Genomic DNA, 16,746 nt, shown 5'->3' with positions numbered 1-16,746 from the left:
CGGCGCGCGCCGCCCCGTCCCCGTTTCCCGGGGCGGCGCACCTCACCCTCGAAGCACGAGCGCCGCCCGCGATCCCGCGGGCGGCGCCGTTCTCTCCGGGAGCGCTGCGAAGGCGCGCTAGACGCGCTTGAACAGCACGACCGCGTTCGTCCCGCCGAACCCGAACGAGTTCGACATCGCGTAGTCGACGCGGACCTCGCGCGCGGTGTTCGGGATGACGTCCAGGTTGCACTGGGGATCCTGCTCGTCGACGTTGATCGTCGGCGGGAGGACGCCCTTCGCGATGGCAAGGACCGTGATCACCGCCTCCGCGCCGCCGGCGGCGCCGAGGAGATGGCCGATCATCGACTTGGTCGACGAGACCATGAGCTTCTTGTCGGTGGCATGCGCGCCGAACACGCGGGTGATGCCCTGGCACTCGGCGACGTCGCCCGCCGGCGTCGAGGTGCCGTGCGTGTTGATGTAGCCGACCTGCTCCGGCGCGATGGCCGCCTCCTTGATCGCCATCCGCATGGCGCGGGCGCCGCCCTCCCCGCCCTCGGACGGCGAGGTGATGTGGTACGCGTCCGCCGACGCGCCGTACCCCACGACCTCGGCGTAGATCTTCGCGCCGCGCTTCCGCGCGTGCTCGTACTCCTCGAGCACGAGGATGCCGGAGCCCTCGCCGGCGACGAAGCCGTCGCGGTTCTTGTCGAACGGGCGGCTCGCCTTCTCCGGCGCGTCGTTCCGCTCCGAGAGGGCGCGGGCCGCGCAGAACCCGCCGATGCCGAGCGGCGTGATGGTCGCCTCGCAGCCGCCCGTGACCATCACGTCGGCCATGCCGCGCTCGATGTAGATGAACGCGTCGCCGATGGAGTGGTTGCCGGTGGCGCAGGCGGACACCGGCGAGAAGTTCGGCCCCTTCAGGCCGTACTTGATGCTGATCTGGCCCGGGGCGAGGTTGATGATGAGGGAAGGGATGAAGAACGGCCCGATCTTCCGGACGCCCTTCTCGAGGAAGACCTTGTGCTCCTCCTCTATGGTCCCGAGGCCGCCGATGCCGGCGCCGACGATGCAGCCGACGCGCTCGGCGTCGACCTTCGACATGTCGATCCCGGAGTCCTTCAGGGCCATGTCCGCCGCGGCGAGCGCGAACTGGATGAACCGGTCGTTCCGGCGCGCCTCCTTGCGGTCCATGAACTGCGACGGGTCGAAGCCCTTCACCTCACCCGCGATCCGGGTCGGGTACGTCGACGCGTCGAACAGCGTGATCGGCCCGATGCCGCTCTTGCCCGCCACGAGCGCGCTCCAGGAGGCCTCGACCCCGATGCCCACCGGCGACACGAACCCGAGCCCGGTGACGACCACACGACGCCTGCTCATCACGACACCTCTTCCCATCGGAAAAAATGGAGCTTCGGCGGCGAGGCCCCCCGGCCTCGCCCCCGCGCGCGGCCCAAGCGGCGCCGAGCGTTACTTCTTGTGCGTGGTGATGTAGTTCACCGCGTCCTGGACGGTCTTGATGTTCTCGGCTTCCTCGTCCGGGATCTCGACCTCGAACTCCTCCTCCATCGCCATGACGAGCTCGACGATGTCGAGGGAGTCCGCGCCGAGGTCCTCGATGAAGGACGAGGTGATCTTGATCTCGTCCTCGCCGACGCCCAGCTGGTCCGCGATGATGTTCTTCACCTTCTGCTCGATGTTGGCCGACATGACTGTCCTCCTCCGTGGTGCGTGTGAGCAGCCGCGACGCGGCTACATGTACATGCCGCCGTTGACGCGGAGGGTCTCCCCGGTCACGTACGACGCCTGATCGCTCGCGAGGAACGCCACCGCGTTCGCCACGTCCTCCGCGCTGCCGAGCCGCGCGAGCGGGATCAACTCCTTCATCTTCGTCTTGGCGGCCTCGGGGAGGCCGGCCGTCATGTCCGTGTCGATGTACCCCGGCGCGACCGCGTTCACGCGCACGTTGCGCGACGCGAGCTCCCGGGCGACCGACTTCGTGAGCCCGATGAGCCCCGCCTTCGTGGCGGAGTACGCGGCCTGGCCCGCGTTCCCCATCTCGCCGACGACCGAGGTGAGGTTCACGATGGCGCCGCCGCGGGCCTTCATCATGGGCCGGGTCACCGCCCGGATGAGGTTGAAGGCGCCGGTGAGGTTCACCTGGAGCTGCCGGTTCCAGTCCTCGTCCTTCACCCGCATCACGAGCTGATCGACCGCGATGCCGGCGTTGTTCACGAGGATGTGCAGCCCGCCGAGATCCGCGACGACCGACTCGACCGCCGCCGCGCACGCCGCGGGATCCGCCACGTCGAACTTGTAGAGCTTGGCCTTCGGCGCGCCCGCCTGCTGCACCAGGGCGAGCGCCTCGGCGGCGGCGGCGTCGTTGCCGGCGTAGTTGAGCGCGACGCTCGCGCCGCCCTTCGCGAGCGCGACGGCGATGGCCCGGCCGATCCCGCGCGACGCGCCGGTGACGAGGGCGACCTTCCCCTTGAAGTCGTACATCGAGTCGCTCCTTTACGCGTTGAGGGCGGCGAGGGTCTTCTCGAGGGACGCCCGGTCCTCGACGTTGAACGTCTCGACGGACTTGTCGATGCGCTTGGCCAGCCCGGAGAGCACCTTCCCGGGCCCGACCTCGACGACGCGCGTCACGCCCTGGCGCACGAGCTCCTCGACGCACTCGATCCAGCGCACGGGCGCCGTCACCTGCTCGACGAGGAGCGGGACGATCCGGGCGGGGTCCTGGTTCGGCTTCGCCTCGACGTTCGTGACGACCGGCCGGAGCGGCGCGCGCCACGCGATGCCGCGGAGCACCGGTTCGAGCCGCGCCCGCACCGGCGCCATGAGCGCGCAGTGGAAGGGGGCGGACACGGGGAGCGGCAGGACGCGCTTCGCGCCCGCCTCCTTGAGCCGCGCGCCCGCCTTCTCCACGGCGCCCGCCGCGCCGGCGATCACGGTCTGGCCGGGCTCGTTGTAGTTGGCGGGCGAGACGACCTCGCCGCTCTCCGCGGCCACCGCCGCGCAGATCTCCGCGACCTTCGCCGGGGCGAGCCCGAGGACGGCGCTCATGGCGCCCCTGCCCTGGGGAACCGCCTCCTGCATGAAGCTGCCGCGGGCGCGGACCGCCTTCGCCGCCTCCGCCGCGCCGCAGGCGCCCACCGCGACGAGGGCCGAGTACTCGCCGAGCGAGTGCCCCGCGACGAGATCCGGGACGATGCCCGAGTTGGCGAGGACCGCCGCCGCGGCGGCCGAGACCGTGAGGATCGACGGCTGCGTGTTGGCGGTGAGCTTCAGGTAGTCCTCGGGTCCGCCGAAGCAGCGCTCCGACAGCTTCTCGCCGAGCGCGGCGTCGACCTCCTCGAAGACCGCGCGGGCCTCGGGGAAGGAGTCGAAGAGCTCCTTCCCCATGCCGACGGCCTGGGAGCCCTGGCCGGGGAACACGAACGCGAGCTTGCCCATGTCGAGGTCCTCCGGGTCGTCCGCTACCAGCGGACGACGCTCGCGCCCCAGGCCATTCCGCCGCCGATCGCCATCATCAGGATCACGTCGCCCGGCTGGAACCAGCCGGCGCGGTTCGCCTCGTCGAGCGTCATCGGGACGCTCGCGGCGGAGGTGTTCCCGTACTTCTCGAGGTTCATCCAGCACTTCGAGGCCGGGATCTCCAGGCGATCGAGCGTCGCGTCGAGGATCCGCTTGTTGGCCTGGTGGGCGATCACGTACTTCACGTCGCCCGTCGTGAGCTTCTCGGCCGTCAGCACCTCGCGGCAGCTCTCCTCGAGCGCGCGGACGGCGACCTTGAAGACCTCGCGACCGTTCATCTTCACGTAGTGCGACTTGGAGTCGAGCACCTTCTGCGAGAACGGCTCCTTCGACCCGCCACCCGGCTGGAGCAGGATGGGCACCAGCGCGCCGTCGGTGTGCAGGCGCGTCGTGAGCACGCCGCGGCGCGGATCGTCCGTGGGCGTGAGGACCATGGCGCCGGCGCCGTCGCCGAACAGGATGCAGGTGTTCCGATCCGTCCAGTCGGTGATGCGCGAGAGCGTGTCGGCCCCGATGACGAGCGCGTTCCTGGTCGCGCCGGACGCGACGAACCGATCAGCGGCGGCGAGCGCGTAGAGCGAGCCGGCGCACGCGGCGGACACGTCGAACGCGAAGGCCTTCTTGTTGCCGAGCTTGCCCTGGATGACGGCGGCGGCCGACGGAAACGGGTAGTCCGGCGTGATCGTCCCGACGATGATCGCCTCGACGTCCTTCGGGTCCAGCTTCGCCGCCTCGAGCGCGCGAAGCGAGGCCTTCACGGCGAGATCGCTCGTCGCCTCGTCCTCGCCGGCCAGGTGGCGCGAGCGGATGCCCGTCCGCTCCACGATCCACTGGTCGTTGGTGTCGACGAGCTTCTCGAGCTCCGAGTTGGGGACGACCCTGGCGGGCGCGAAGGACCCGGTGCCGGCGATGAGCGAGCGCATTCTCGTTTTCCCTCTGGTCAGGCTTCGTGCGGCGCGGTGCGCCGCTGGGGTTCGGCCTCGCCGTTCGCGGAGCCAGGCTCCGCCGCGGCGAGGAGCGCCTCGGTGGGCGCGACGGCGTTCGCGATCTCGTCGGTGAAGTGCGTCCGGGCGGCCTCGCGGGCGCGGCGGATCGCGTTCTCGATCGCGAGGGCATCGGAGCGGCCGTGACTGATGAAGCCCACGCCGTTGACGCCCACGAGCGGCGCGCCCCCCACCTCGCGCCAGTCGATGCGCTTCTTCATGCCCTCGAGCGCCTGCTTCGCGAGGAGCCCGCCGATCTTGGAGACCGTCGTGCTCATGAGGGCACGCTTCAGGTACTCGCCGACGACCTTCGCCGTCCCCTCCATCGTCTTCAGGGCGACGTTGCCCGTGAAGCCGTCGGTGACGATGACGTCGAACTCGCCGGTGAGGAGATCGCGCCCCTCGCAGTAGCCGACGAAGTGGATCGGCGCCTTGCGGAGGGCGGCGGCGGCGGCGCGGGTGAGGTCGGTGCCCTTCGAGTCCTCCTCGCCGTTCGCGAGCACCGCGACCCGCGGCTTCGCGACGCCGATCACGCGGCGGGCGTAGACGTCGCCCATCAGCGCGAACTGCACGAGGTGGCTCGGCCTGCAGTCGACCACCGCGCCCATGTCGAGGAGGAGCGGCGAGCCCTTCAGCGCCGGCAGCACGGAGATGATGGCCGGCCGCTCGACGCCGTCCGGGCGGCCGAGGACGAAGATCGCCCCGGCCATCACGGCGCCGGAGTTGCCGGCGGACACCATCGCGCTCGCCCGCTTCGACTTGACGAGCTCGAAGCAGACGCGGATGGAGTTGTCCTTCTTGCGGCGCATCGCCTGGCCGGGGTGGTCGTGCATCTCGACCACCTCGGACGCGTGGTGCACCTCGATCGGCAGGTCCTTGCCCGCCCGGTGTCGCGAGAGCTCCTCGCGCACGCGCGGCTCGGGGCCGACCAGCACGACGGCCAGCCCCTTACGCGCTGCGTTAATGGCACCCTGCACGATCGCGCCGGGGGCGTGATCTCCCCCCATCGCATCGACGGCGACGGGCGCGATCTTCTCGACCATCGGGGCTTACGTCGCCTCGGTGATCTGCTCGCCCTTGTACGTGCCGCAGGACGGGCACGCGCGGTGCGGGAGCACGGGCTCCTTGCACTTCGGGCACTTCACGACGTTGAGCGGCTTGAGCTTGAAGTTCGCGGCGCGACGGCGGTCGCGGCGCATGCTGCTCGTCCTCTTCTTCGGAACGCCCACGGTGCTTCTCCTTCTCGGTTCGGCGCGTCGCGGCTGGTCACAGCTTCACGTTCTTGAGACTCGCCCAGCGCGGGTCCGGAACGTGGCGATCGCAGCCGCACTCGCGATCGTTGAGGTTGGCCCCACACACGGGGCAGAGTCCCTTGCAGTCTTCCTTGCAGACCGGGTAGCTCGGCAGCGCGAGGAGGAGCTGCTCGCGCACGATCGGGTCGAGGTCGATCACCTTGCCCGCGTAGACGTCCTCCTCCGCCTCTCCCGGCTCGAAGCTCCCTCCGACCGGCGCGCCGCCCTTCTCCTTGTCGCTGCGGGGCTCGTCCACGTACTCGTCCGCGGGCACGAGCGTCAACTCGAAATCAACCGGCACGTCCAGCGAGACCGGCGAGAGGCAGCGGCCGCAGGGCACGGTGAGCTCCGCCTTCCCGTGCGCGTCGACCCGGACGCGTCGCTCGATCTTGTCGAGCTTGGCGTCGAGGTGCGTTGCCCCCCGCGCCCGGTAGCCCGCCGGGTCGCCAGCGACCATCTCGTCGATCGCCTCGCGGGTCACGTCCCAGCTCCGCCGGAGTCCGGCCTCCTTGATTTCATCAATGTTGACGCGCATTTATACTGCTTCCCGAGGCCCAAAAAGGGCCTCATTATAGGGGTCGATCAGGGGAAGTCAAGGCGCGCCCCCAGGGCCCGGACCGCGGCTCGCAACCCCTTGGCAGACAAGGGGGATCGTCTTAACCCGCACGGGACGGCGCGCCACGCTCGCGCGGGCGATCCGCTCGACCCGTGAATCGACCTACGGCTTCACGAGCCCGCGCGCGACCGCGAGGAGCGCCGCCTCCGCCTTCGTCGAGACGTCCATCTTCTCGTAGATCCGCTTCACGTAGGTCTGGACGGTGCCCTCGGCGATACCGAGCGCCTGGGCGACGTCCGCGTACGTGTGACCGTGCACGAGGAGCTGGAGCACCTCGAGCTCGCGCTTCGAGAGCGCCGGGCCGTCCTTCGCCTTCTGGTCCGGCGGATCGCCCCGGAGCTCCTGGAGGAGGACCTTCGCGGCGCGGGGGCTGATCGGCGCGGCGTCGCCCGAGATCACGTCGTCGACGGCCTTCGTGATGTCGGAGGCGTGGAAGGGCTTCAGGATGTAGCCCTGCGCGCCCGCCCGCATCGCGCCCAGCACGCGCGCCGGGATGTCGACCGCGGTGAGCGCGATGCACGCCGTCTTCGGCAGCTCGTGCCGGATGGTCGCGATCACGTCCTCGCCGCTCATCTTCGGGAGCCCGAGGTCGACGAGCGCGACGTCCGGCCGCTCGCGGCGAGCGAGCGCCACGCCGTCCTCGCCCGTGGCGGCGGTCCCGCAGACCTCGTAGCCGTGCGATGTGAGGACCTGCGCGATCAACTTCGAGACCGCCTCGTCGTCCTCGACCGCGATCGCCCGGATTGCCATTCGTGCCCCTTGCACCTTCACAGCGCCGGAAAACGGCACGGTTCGGGAGCCCATGAGTAACAGCCCGGGGTGTCCAGGGTCAAGGATCGGGGTCCCACGCGAACGGGACTTAGCGGACAGTCGCACCCACCCCACCGCACAGCCGAACCGATTGACACTCAACGAGAAAAACCGAAACCTGCGCTCACACCATTCGTCCTGGGTCCCGAGGAGACCTCCCATGCCGAGAACGAGCGCCGGACCCATCCGGCGGAGCCTTTCCCTGCCCGCCGTCGTCCTGACGCTCCTGGCCGCGCTCGCGGCCTGCTCCAAGAGCGGCGGCGGAACGACCGATCCGTCCTGCAAGCCGCTCACGGCGGCGTGCAGCGCTCCCTCGGACTGCTGCTCGGGGACGTGCACCGCGGGTGTCTGCGCGGACGCCGTGCAGTGCGCGCCGCTCGCGTCCGCGTGCAACGCCGCCGCGGACTGCTGCTCCGGCGCGTGCTCGTCGAACGTCTGCGTCGCGCCGCAGGGCCAGTGCAAGGCGCTCGACGCGGCGTGCACCTCGGCGTCCGAGTGCTGCACCGGCGCATGCACCGCGCAGAAGTGCGCGGTGCCGACGACCTGCGGCGAGCTCGCCGATCCGTGCGCGGCGAACGAGGCGTGCTGCTCGGGCCGCTGCGACGGGACGAAGTGCGTCTCCGCCGATTACTGCAAGCCCGTCGACGCGGTCTGCTCCACGACGCTGCCCACGGCGTGCTGCACCGGCTCCTGCACGCCCGACACGGCCGGCAGCACCAGCGGGCACTGCGCGGTCGCCGCGTGCAAGACCGTCTCGACGCAGTGCTCCGCGGACTCCGACTGCTGCTCGGGCATCTGCTCCGGCACCGCCACCGCATCCGGGAGCTGCCTGGCCGTGCCGACGGGCGCGAGCGGGTTCACCTGCAACACGCTCGGCGAGAGCTGCGCGGCGGGCACGGACTGCTGCTCGTCGAACTGCAAGGGCGGAGTCTGCGTGCAGGCCTACGCGTGCCAGGCGTACGGCGACGTCTGCTACGACGCGAAGTCGTGCTGCTCCGGCCTGTGCGATCTCTCGGCGGGCACGCCGGGCCGCTGCATCGACGCGCCCGGCGGGTGCGTCCAGGGCGGGAACCCCTGCTCCAGCGGCTCGACCTGCTGCTCGCGCATCTGCAAGGACATGGGGACGGGCGTGACGGTCTGCGCCCCCGCCGGCGGCTGCCGGATGACGGACGAGTACTGTGACTCGAGCGCGGCGTGCTGCGGCGGGAGCGGCGGGTACGGCGTGTACTGCGACGTGATCGGCAAGACGTCGCCGGACACCGGCTCGCACGACGACTTCCGCTGCAGCAAGGGGCAGTCCTGCAACCCGCCGGGGAACATCTGCGGCGTCACGACGGACGTGAACGCCTCGCAGAACTGCTGCATCCCGGGCGACTTCAACGGGAGCGGCAAGGCCGTCTGCAAGCCCGACTCGAACGGCGTCTACCGCTGCTACGGCTCGCCCCCGGGCGGCGGCACCGGGACGAGCTGCCCGACCGGCTATGACGGCTCGAACCCGGCGTGCTGCATCGCGACCGGCCAGATCTGCGAGTTCAAGGATCAGTGCTGCGACGGCGAGCCGTGCGTGCCGGACGCGACCGGAGTCCTGCGCTGCACCGCGGGCGCGGCGTGCAAGCCGACGGGGTCCACCTGCGCCGGCTCCACGGACACGACCTGCTGCGACGGGCCCTGCACGAACATCGTGGAGCAGGGCTGGAAGTGCCAGTCGAAGCCGCCGCCCAGCTCGTGCCACGCGAACGGCGACCCCTGCACCTCGAGCGGCGACTGCTGCTCGGGCACCTGCGACGCCGGGACGTGCCGGGCGCCGTGCCTCGGCATGGAGGGCGCCTGCACGACGACCGCGGACTGCTGCAGCGGGTTCACGTGCCTGATCCCCCCGGGCTCGACGAGCGGCACCTGCGAGAGCGCGGGGCCGGCGCCGTCCTGCGCGCAGACCGGCGGCGCGTGCTCGGCCACGACGCCGTGCTGCGACTCGGCAGAGAGCTGCGTGAGCGGGACCTGCGCCGCGGCCTCCACCTGCGGGGGCACCTCGCACGCGTGCGCCGCGGACGGCGACTGCTGCGGCGGGCTGCTGTGCCTCTCGACCGCGGACGTCGGCGGCACGCTGAAGTACACGGCCTGCGCCCCCGGCGCGATCTGCTCGTGCGACACGCCGCCGCCCGCGTACTGCGTCGACCCGGGCCTGGCCTGCTCGCCGAACCAGCCGTGCTGCACCGGCGCCGGCTACTGCGCGAGCACGGCGACGCGCGCCGTCTGCGACGGCACGACGCCGTGCACCTGCTACACGTCGGGGTAGCGTGACGGAGCGCGGCGCCGCTCCGGCGCCGCGCTTCCCCGAAAGCAAACGGGCCGGCCGATCGACTCGGCCGGCCCGTCCCGTCTCTGCGGGAAGCGTTCGCCCCGCCTAAGACTCCGACTCTTCGCGCGCGCCGAGCTCGTCGTGCTCGCCGACGCCCTGCAGGTCGAGCACGATCGCGAGCAGGTACAGCGCGAGCGAGCTCGTCCCGAACAGCTGGCCGAGGCTCATCGCCATCACCAGCAGGAGCGGGCTCGGGAAGAGGATCGAGACGACCATCAGCCCGAGCGACACGAGCGTCAGGACCGCGGAGATGAGGACGAGGCGACGGATGGTGAGCTTGGAGATCCCGAACACGGCCTACTCCTTGTTCGCCGGGGTGGTCGTGGCCGCCTCGGCGGTCGGCGGACCGCCGGAGCCACCGTGCGTGAACGAGCGCGGGTGCACGTTCTTGCCGCCGTGGCACTCGACGCACTTGAGCTGGCCGGACCGGATGTCCTCGATCATGCCCTGGTGATCCTCGACCGCCGTCCAGCGCGGCGCCTGCGTCGAGTGGCAGCGGGTGCACATCCCGTTCTGGAACTGCTTGTACATGTGGATGCGCGGGCCCTTCTCACCGTACTTCCCCGAGTTCGCGTACTCGGTGATGTAGTAGTAGAGGTGCCTGAGCCCGTTCAGCTTCGTCGTCATCGTGCCGAACATCTGGTAGTCGGCGTGGCACGTGTAGCAGCTCTCCTCGCCGAACGCGTGGTTGCGGCTGTGGATCGCGGCGAGGCTCTTCGAGCTCGGGTCCTCGGCGTCCTGCGTGTACGGCAGCATCACGTGGCAGGAGCCGCAGAACTTCCGGTTCAGCGTGTACTCGAACCCGGCGATGTTTCCGGTGAGCGCCACGCCGAGCGGCATCACGCCGAGCCCGAACAGCAGCATGACCTTCGTCAACCGGCCGAGCGGCGGGCGGCGGACGAGATACCAGACGAGGATGAGGATCGAGATGGCCGCGGCGGTGAGCGCCGTGACCTTCAGCAGCTGCTCTATCGTGTTGATCGGGGGCACGGTCGGCCTGACTACCATGCGCCCCGGATTCCCTTCAATACCTTACTGCGGCGGGTCGCCGCAGACGGACCTGATCGGGATCATCTCCACGTGAAGAAGCGGTCCAGACACTCCGGGCGGAGACCGGCCGCGCCAGGCGGGCGACCGGCGGGTCTGGCGAGCGGATTTCCGCGAAGCTGCTTGCGTTTCCGGATGGGGTGCACTAGATACGCCGCCGTCGAGCGCGATTAGCTCAGCTGGATAGAGCGTCGGCCTCCGGAGCCGAAGGCCACAGGTTCGAATCCTGTATCGCGCGCACGGAAGGGCCCGACGTGACGGCGGTTTCCGCCAGAGCGTCGGGCCCTTCGCTTTTCACCCCCGGGTGATCACGCCTCGAGGGCGGCGGCGGGTCGGGGGCGTGGTCGAGACCTCGAGCTCGAACTCCCAGGTCGACACCAGCTTCCCACGCGTTCCGACCGCATCCGCCGGGGGCGCCGGGAGCGTCTGGGCGGCCGGTCGGGCCGCTGCGACGGCGGCGCGATCGAGCTCGGCGTCCCTCGACGCCCGCTGCCAGACCCGACCGTACGCGCGCCGGCGGCGCTACCCGGCGCTGCCAGGCCACGCTCCGATGGCGCGGGCAGGGCGGATGGCGCGGGCGGCGCGGGCGCGGGGCGCAACTCCACGGTGAGTGGAACGACCTCTCCGGGCGGCCGCGAGACGCCGAGCTCGGCGGGGAGCAGCGCGAGCACGAGCACGTGCAGCGCGAGGCTGACCGCGAGCGCCACGGCGAACGCCCGGGATCGGCTGCGCGACCGCGGTGCACGGGGTGCCCACACGCGCGCGTCATCATAACGGTGAGCGAACGAGCGTGGGCTCGCGAGCCGAGCGCGACCCCTGTCGCCGGCGTCGCAGCCGCGGCCCCCCGAGGCGGGATGCCGCGGACCGCGCGGGCTCTCGACACGCGCCGCCGGCGCGTGGACGCTCGTGCCCATGTTGCCGAACGCGCCCGTCGTACCGGCGGCCGCCGCGCGCTCCGAGCCGTCCGGGACCGTCGCGCGGATCGTCCTGGCGGGCGCGGCCGTGCGGCTCGTCCTCGCGGCGGTCGTGCCGCTCTCTGTCGACGAGGCGTACTACTCCGACTGGGCGAGACACCTCCAGCCCGGCTACCTCGACCACCCGCCGCTCGTCGCGTGGCTGATGGCGGGCGGCCTCCGGCTCCTCGGTCACTCGGCGCTCGCGGCCCGCGTACCCGCCGTGGCCCTGCAGGCGGCGACGACGCTGCTCGCCGCCTCTCTCGCGCGTGCGCGAGGCGGGGAGCGCGCCGCGGTCGCGGCGGCGCTCGTCCTCCAGGCGGCGCCGCTGTTCTCCCTCGGCGCCACGCTCATGACGCCCGACGCCCCGCTCGCCTTCGCATGGGCCGGGACGCTCTGGGCGCTCGAGCGCGCGCTCCGTCGCGACCGCCGGTGGTTCGTCGCGGCGGGGCTGTTCCTCGGCGTCGGAGCGCTCTCCAAGCTCACCGCCGGGCTCCTCGGCGTCGCGGTCCTCGCCGCGCTCGTCGCGACGCGCGACGGCCGGCGCGCGCTCGCCACGCCGTGGCCCTGGGCGGGCGGCGCCCTGGCGCTCGCCGTGGCGTCCCCGATGCTCCTCTGGAACGCCGCTCACGGGTGGGTCACCTTCGCGTTCCAGGCGTCGCACGGGGCACGCGGGCGGAGCTTCTCCCTGGCGAGGCTCGCCGGCTCGGTCGGAGCGCAGGCGGCCTACGTGTCGCCCGTGCTCCTCGCCCTCTCGTCCGTCGCCGGGCTCGACGCCCTCCGCCGCCGGACCGACGCCGTGGAGGCGGCCCTCGCCTTCTCGGCGCTCCCCGTCGTCGCGTTCTTCACCGTCGCGGCGGCGTTCACGCCCGGCGCCCTCCCCCACTGGCCGGCCCCGGGCTGGCTGTCGGCCACGATACTCCTCGCCTCCTCGGGGGCGCGGCGGCTCCGGGTGGGCCTCGGCATCGCGTTCGGCTGCTCCGCGGCCGTCGCCGTCGCGGCGCTCGCGGCGTTCGCGCTCCCACCCCGGCTCGCGGCTCCGCTCGACGAGCTCCGGGGCTGGGGCGAGGGAGCGGCGGCGGCGCGGGCCGCCGCGGGCACCGACCGGCTCGCGGTGACGCACTGGATCGCGCTCGGGCAGCTCGGCTGGGCGGACGGCGCGTCGCCGGCGTACCTCGGCGACCGTGTGAGCGGCCCGACGTACTACGACCCGGCCCCGCTCGCCCGGCGCGCGCCGCTCCTCGTCGTGATCGTGGAGGGGCTCGGACCGCAGCGCGACGCGCTGGAGCGCCGGCTCGGGCCGCTCGAGCCGGCCGGCGACTTCACGGCGCGCGCGGGCGAACGGGCCATCCGGCGCTATCTCTTCTTCCGGTACCGTCCGCCGCCCTAGCCCCACCCCGAGCGGGGCGCGTCCCGGGCGCGGTGGGGTGAGGAATGGCGGCCGGGCCCGCGCCGTCGCACGATCGTCACCCGCCCCCGTCATGCTCGACCGCGGAACGCGAACACCAGGACGCCGCTGCCATGGACTCGCCGGACCTGCCAGTCGTCACGCCGCAGCCCGTCGCCACGCCCTCGGTGCGCCCGGCGCCCGCGGCGCCCGTGCCGCCCGTGCCCCCCGACGAGCCGGACCTGTCGGACCCCCGGCTCTACGTCAACCGCGAGCTCTCGCTGCTCCAGTTCCAGTGGCGCGTCCTCGACGAGGCGCGCGACCCCGCGAACCCGCTCCTCGAGCGCGTGAAGTTCCTCGCCATCGTCGCCGCGAACCTCGACGAGTTCTTCATGATCCGGGTCGCCGGCCTCGAGCAGCAGATCGCGGCGGGCGTGCCCGAGCCGAGCATCGACGGGCTCACCCCGGCGGAGCAGCTCACCGCGGTCCGGCGGGAGGCGCTCCGGCTGCAGCAGGAGCTCGCGCGGTGCCTGCACGAGGAGCTCGTCCCGCCGCTCGCCGCGGCGGGGATCCACCTCGTCGACTGGCCTCAGCTCACGGAGAAGCAGCTCGCGGCCGCGCGAGTCTGGTTCGACGAGATGGTCTTCCCGGTCCTGACGCCGCTCGCGTTCGACCCGGGCCGCCCCTTCCCCCACATCTCGAACCTCAGCCTGAACCTCGCGGTGCTGGTGCGGGACGGCGGCGTGGAGCGGTTCGCGCGGATCAAGGTCCCGGACACGCTGCCCCGGCTCGTGCCCATCGGCCGCGGCGCGCGCGCCGAGGACGGCGCCGCCCACCCGCACGCGTACGTCTGGCTCGAGCAGCTCGTCGCCGCCAACGTGGACCGCCTCTTCCCGGGCCTCGAGATCGCGGGCGTGCATCCGTTCCACGTGACGCGCGACGCGGAGATGCTGATCCAGGAGATGGAGGCCGCGGACCTGCTCGCCAGCGTGGAGCGCGGCGTCCGGGAGCGGCGGTTCGGCTCCGTCGTCCGGCTCGTCGTCACGCCCGGGATCCCCGACGCCGTCCGCGGGCTGCTCGTCGAGAACCTCGAGGTCGACCCGCGGGACGTCTACGACGTCGAGGCGCCGCTCGCGCTGTCCGGCCTCTCCGCGCTGGCGGGGCTCGACCGCCCCGATCTCAAGTTCCCCGCGTTCGTGCCCGCGAAGCCCGGGCGCCTCTCCGACCAGGAGGAGGAGGAGGACGTGTTCGCGGCCATCCGCCGGCACGACGTCCTCGTCCACCACCCGTTCCACTCCTTCGCCCCCGTCGTGGAGTTCCTGCGCGCGGCCGCGCGCGACCCGCACGTCCTCGCCATCAAGCAGACGCTCTACCGGGTCGGCCGCAACTCGCCCGTGGTGGACGCCCTCCTCCGCGCCAGGCAGAACGGGAAAGAGGTGGCCGTCCTCGTGGAGCTGAAGGCCCGCTTCGACGAGGAGAGCAACATCGGGTGGGCGAAGGCGCTCGAGGCGGAGGGCGTCCACGTCATCTACGGCCTCCTCGGGCTCAAGACGCACTCCAAGATCGCGCTCGTGGTCCGGAGCGAGGGCGACCGGCGCGCGCTCTACGTCCACCTCTCCACCGGCAACTACAACGCGGTCACGGCCACGGCATACACCGACCTCGGGTTCTTCACCGCCGATCCCGACATCGGGAAGGACGCGACGCAGCTGTTCAACTACCTCACCGGCTACTCGCGCGCGGCCACCTTCCGCAAGCTCCTCGTCGCGCCGATCGACCTCCGCGAGAAGCTGCTCGCGCTCATCGAGCGCGAGATCGACCACGCCCGCGCCGGACGCGGCGGGCGCCTCGTCTTCAAGGTGAACGCGCTCGTCGAGCGGGAGATGATCGCGGTGCTCGTCCGCGCGGCGCGAGCCGGCGTGGACATCGACCTCCTCGTACGCGGCGTGTGCTGCCTCCGGCCCGGGATTCCCGGCGTCACCGACCGCATCCGCGTGACGAGCATCGTCGGCCGCTTCCTCGAGCACAGCCGGATCTTCTGGTTCCGGAACGCCGGGGCGGAGCAGGTGTACCTCGGGAGCGCCGACCTCATGCACCGGAACCTCGCCCGCCGCGTGGAGGTGCTCTTCCCGGTGGCGGATCCGGTGCTCGTCCGGTACCTGCGGGACGACGTGCTCGAGACGTACCTGCGGGACAACGTCCGGGCGCGCCGGATGCGGCCCGACGGCAGCTACGAGCGGCTCTCCCCGCGCCCGGGCGAGCCCGCCGTGGACAGCCAGGCCGAGCTGATCGCGCGCCGGGGCGAGCGGCGCGGGATCTGACCCCTCCGGCGTCCGCCGCTCACCCGGCATCGCGACCGCGGCGCATCCGGTGCGCGGGCGGCCCTGCGCCTCACGCCAAGGGCGAGACCACCCCGAGCGTCGCGGGACCGCGAGCGCCCGGCTAACCACAGAAGCATGGACACCGAGCTTCGCGAGGAGCTGTTCGTGTGCGCGCTCGAGGCGCGATCGCGCCGGCTCGTCGCGCACGTCCGCGCGTGGGACGCGGACGAGGCGCTCGAGCTGTTCGTGGCGGAGCTGACGGCGGACGGGGTCGACGAGCCGGGCGAGGTCGCCGTCGCGCCGCTGCACGGGGCGGCGGCGTGCACCGCCCGGTTCCGGCCGCCGCGCCGCCGCTGAGCGCCGGCGCGGTCCAGGGCGGACCGCGCCGGTGCTAGCCGATCTTCTGGTACTTCGCGCCGGGGGTGTTGCAGATGGGGCACCGCTCCGGCGGCGGCCCGAACTCGACGTCGCCGCAGACGGGGCACAGGTACACGTCCATCTGCGAGAGGTCCTGGCCGGCCTTCATCGCCTCGAGCGCCTGTCGGAAGAGCCGCGCGTGGACCTGCTCGGCGCGGTTCGCCCAGTCGAGCAGCGTCTTCGCGCGGTGATCCTCGCGGCGCGCCTCCTCGACCATGGGCGGATACATCTCCGTGTACTCGTAGGTCTCGCCGGCGACCGCGGCCTCGAGGTTCTGGAGCGTCGTCCCGACGCCGCCCATGTTCGCGAGGTGGCCGAGGGCGTGGATCGTCTCGGCCTCGGCGGCGGCGCGGAAGAGCCTCGCGATCTGCGAGAGCCCCTCCTTCTCCGCCTGGCGCGCGAAGGCGAGGTACTTGCGGTTGGCCTGGCTCTCGCCGGCGAAGGCGACCTTCAGGTTCTCCTGGGTGGACACGTCGTCTCCTGGGAAGGGTGGGCCTGCGTGCCTTCCGCGTAGCACGGAACGGCGGCGGCGGGCTGTGCCTCGTTCGTCCCCGTCGGGCGGGTCCGGCGTGACGCGGCGACGAGCGCCGCCGCGAGCGGGAACGCGACGAGCGCCGCCGGCCAGCGCACGAGCGCCCCGAGCAGCCGCCCGGCGCTCGCCGCCCTCAGGACGGCTTCTGCGCGCCGCCCTCGCGTGGCGCGACGGGCTCGTCCGTGTTCCCGACGTCGCGGGCGCGCTCGGGCGCGCCCGGCGCCGGGCGCGTCCGAGCGCCCTTCCGCTCCGCGGCGATCCGCTCGCCGATGGTCGTCTCGAGCTCGTCCGGCAGCCCGTGCGAGATCGTCCGCGGATACGACTTCCGTCCCTGCTCGGCCATATGCCCCTCCGTCCGGCTCACGGCGGGCCGCGCTGCCGCCACCCGCCCTTGCCCGGCGCCGCCGAGGGCCAACCGGCGGCACGGCTCAACGTGCGCACCGCGCCGGGTGTGCGGGAGGCGAGAGGCCCGCGGCGCTCACTTCGGCGCCGAGGCGCCCTGCGCGTCGC

Annotated in this window: 17 protein-coding genes and 1 tRNA gene; 5 read left to right on the top strand and 13 right to left on the bottom strand. The window is 72.3% G+C overall.

The features are described from left to right. Nucleotides 1–117 precede the first annotated feature (117 nt). The 9 genes from fabF to AMOR_RS24420 form a co-directional block, all read right to left on the bottom strand. Nucleotides 118–1,362, bottom strand: a complete 1,245-nt coding sequence (fabF, locus tag AMOR_RS24460) for a beta-ketoacyl-ACP synthase II (RefSeq protein WP_248355068.1) — start codon at nt 1,360–1,362, stop codon at nt 118–120. Between the two features lie 90 nt (nt 1,363–1,452). Next, complete coding sequence (acpP, locus tag AMOR_RS24455) at nt 1,453–1,692, bottom strand: acyl carrier protein (RefSeq protein ID WP_242394749.1); 240 nt, start codon at nt 1,690–1,692, stop codon at nt 1,453–1,455. 42 nt (nt 1,693–1,734) lie between these two features. Further along, nucleotides 1,735–2,484, bottom strand: a complete 750-nt coding sequence (gene fabG / locus AMOR_RS24450; RefSeq protein WP_248355066.1) for a 3-oxoacyl-[acyl-carrier-protein] reductase — start codon at nt 2,482–2,484, stop codon at nt 1,735–1,737. A 12-nt stretch (nt 2,485–2,496) separates the two neighbouring features. Next, nucleotides 2,497–3,438, bottom strand: coding sequence for an ACP S-malonyltransferase (gene fabD, locus AMOR_RS24445; RefSeq protein WP_248355064.1), 942 nt, complete (start codon nt 3,436–3,438; stop codon nt 2,497–2,499). 23 nt (nt 3,439–3,461) lie between these two features. Then, on the bottom strand, nt 3,462–4,442 hold the full coding sequence (locus tag AMOR_RS24440) for a beta-ketoacyl-ACP synthase III (protein WP_248355061.1): 981 nt from the start codon (nt 4,440–4,442) through the stop codon (nt 3,462–3,464). Between the two features lie 17 nt (nt 4,443–4,459). Beyond that, entirely contained in the window at nt 4,460–5,545 is a 1,086-nt protein-coding gene (gene plsX / locus AMOR_RS24435; protein ID WP_248355059.1) for a phosphate acyltransferase PlsX, read from the bottom strand. Nucleotides 5,546–5,551: 6 nt separating this feature from the next. Further along, nucleotides 5,552–5,731: a 50S ribosomal protein L32 gene (rpmF, locus tag AMOR_RS24430; RefSeq protein WP_242394754.1), complete on the bottom strand. Its 180-nt coding sequence runs from the start codon at nt 5,729–5,731 to the stop codon at nt 5,552–5,554. 37 nt (nt 5,732–5,768) lie between these two features. Further along, nucleotides 5,769–6,329: a YceD family protein gene (locus AMOR_RS24425; protein WP_248355057.1), complete on the bottom strand. Its 561-nt coding sequence runs from the start codon at nt 6,327–6,329 to the stop codon at nt 5,769–5,771. Between the two features lie 183 nt (nt 6,330–6,512). Further along, complete coding sequence (locus AMOR_RS24420) at nt 6,513–7,160, bottom strand: response regulator (RefSeq protein WP_248355055.1); 648 nt, start codon at nt 7,158–7,160, stop codon at nt 6,513–6,515. Between the two features lie 220 nt (nt 7,161–7,380). Between AMOR_RS24420 and AMOR_RS24415 the strand changes: the two genes are divergently transcribed. After that, nucleotides 7,381–9,516: a hypothetical protein gene (locus AMOR_RS24415; RefSeq protein ID WP_248355053.1), complete on the top strand. Its 2,136-nt coding sequence runs from the start codon at nt 7,381–7,383 to the stop codon at nt 9,514–9,516. Nucleotides 9,517–9,624: 108 nt separating this feature from the next. Here the strand turns inward: AMOR_RS24415 and AMOR_RS24410 are convergent, their stop codons facing one another. Further along, entirely contained in the window at nt 9,625–9,873 is a 249-nt protein-coding gene (locus AMOR_RS24410) for a hypothetical protein (protein WP_248355051.1), read from the bottom strand. A gap of 3 nt (nt 9,874–9,876) precedes the next feature. Next, nucleotides 9,877–10,587 carry a NapC/NirT family cytochrome c gene (locus tag AMOR_RS24405; RefSeq protein WP_248355049.1) on the bottom strand — a complete coding sequence of 237 codons (711 nt, stop codon included), beginning with the start codon at nt 10,585–10,587 and terminating at the stop codon, nt 9,877–9,879. A 203-nt stretch (nt 10,588–10,790) separates the two neighbouring features. Here AMOR_RS24405 and AMOR_RS24400 point away from each other — a divergent pair. From AMOR_RS24400 to AMOR_RS24385, 4 genes are all read left to right on the top strand, one after another. After that, a tRNA-Arg gene (locus AMOR_RS24400) sits at nt 10,791–10,864 on the top strand. A 674-nt stretch (nt 10,865–11,538) separates the two neighbouring features. Continuing rightward, the gene (locus AMOR_RS24395) at nt 11,539–12,969 is read left to right on the top strand and encodes a glycosyltransferase family 39 protein (protein WP_248355047.1); all 1,431 of its coding nucleotides are present in this window, start codon (nt 11,539–11,541) and stop codon (nt 12,967–12,969) included. Between the two features lie 131 nt (nt 12,970–13,100). Continuing rightward, complete coding sequence (ppk1, locus tag AMOR_RS24390; protein ID WP_248355045.1) at nt 13,101–15,287, top strand: polyphosphate kinase 1; 2,187 nt, start codon at nt 13,101–13,103, stop codon at nt 15,285–15,287. 135 nt (nt 15,288–15,422) lie between these two features. Beyond that, nucleotides 15,423–15,644, top strand: a complete 222-nt coding sequence (locus AMOR_RS24385) for a hypothetical protein (protein WP_248355043.1) — start codon at nt 15,423–15,425, stop codon at nt 15,642–15,644. Nucleotides 15,645–15,678: 34 nt separating this feature from the next. On the opposite strand, the gene AMOR_RS24380 is transcribed toward AMOR_RS24385, so the two are convergent. Then, nucleotides 15,679–16,176, bottom strand: a complete 498-nt coding sequence (locus AMOR_RS24380; RefSeq protein WP_248355042.1) for a rubrerythrin family protein — start codon at nt 16,174–16,176, stop codon at nt 15,679–15,681. 193 nt (nt 16,177–16,369) lie between these two features. Beyond that, nucleotides 16,370–16,579 (bottom strand): hypothetical protein, encoded by a 210-nt coding sequence (locus AMOR_RS24375; protein WP_248355040.1) that lies wholly within the window; start codon nt 16,577–16,579, stop codon nt 16,370–16,372. Nucleotides 16,580–16,746: the final 167 nt, after the last annotated feature.

The organism is Anaeromyxobacter oryzae (genome assembly GCF_023169945.1).
GTDB classification, from domain to species: Bacteria; Myxococcota; Myxococcia; order Myxococcales; family Anaeromyxobacteraceae; genus Anaeromyxobacter; species Anaeromyxobacter oryzae.
This window is presented reverse-complemented; position numbering and strand designations above follow the sequence as displayed.

Excerpts from the sequence above, each read along its gene's own strand:
- fabG (WP_248355066.1), bottom strand. The coding sequence starts at position 2,484 with ATGTACGACTTCAAGGGGAAGGTCGCCCTCGTCACCGGCGCGTCGCGC.
- AMOR_RS24425 (WP_248355057.1), bottom strand. The coding sequence starts at position 6,329 with ATGCGCGTCAACATTGATGAAATCAAGGAGGCCGGACTCCGGCGGAGC.
- AMOR_RS24420 (WP_248355055.1), bottom strand. The coding sequence starts at position 7,160 with ATGGCAATCCGGGCGATCGCGGTCGAGGACGACGAGGCGGTCTCGAAG.
- ppk1 (WP_248355045.1), top strand. The coding sequence starts at position 13,101 with ATGGACTCGCCGGACCTGCCAGTCGTCACGCCGCAGCCCGTCGCCACG.
- AMOR_RS24415 (WP_248355053.1), top strand. The coding sequence starts at position 7,381 with ATGCCGAGAACGAGCGCCGGACCCATCCGGCGGAGCCTTTCCCTGCCC.
- AMOR_RS24405 (WP_248355049.1), bottom strand. The coding sequence starts at position 10,587 with ATGGTAGTCAGGCCGACCGTGCCCCCGATCAACACGATAGAGCAGCTG.
- fabD (WP_248355064.1), bottom strand. The coding sequence starts at position 3,438 with ATGGGCAAGCTCGCGTTCGTGTTCCCCGGCCAGGGCTCCCAGGCCGTC.
- plsX (WP_248355059.1), bottom strand. The coding sequence starts at position 5,545 with ATGGTCGAGAAGATCGCGCCCGTCGCCGTCGATGCGATGGGGGGAGAT.
- AMOR_RS24440 (WP_248355061.1), bottom strand. The coding sequence starts at position 4,442 with ATGCGCTCGCTCATCGCCGGCACCGGGTCCTTCGCGCCCGCCAGGGTC.
- AMOR_RS24375 (WP_248355040.1), bottom strand. The coding sequence starts at position 16,579 with ATGGCCGAGCAGGGACGGAAGTCGTATCCGCGGACGATCTCGCACGGG.
- fabF (WP_248355068.1), bottom strand. The coding sequence starts at position 1,362 with ATGAGCAGGCGTCGTGTGGTCGTCACCGGGCTCGGGTTCGTGTCGCCG.
- AMOR_RS24395 (WP_248355047.1), top strand. The coding sequence starts at position 11,539 with ATGTTGCCGAACGCGCCCGTCGTACCGGCGGCCGCCGCGCGCTCCGAG.
- AMOR_RS24385 (WP_248355043.1), top strand. The coding sequence starts at position 15,423 with ATGGACACCGAGCTTCGCGAGGAGCTGTTCGTGTGCGCGCTCGAGGCG.
- acpP (WP_242394749.1), bottom strand. The coding sequence starts at position 1,692 with ATGTCGGCCAACATCGAGCAGAAGGTGAAGAACATCATCGCGGACCAG.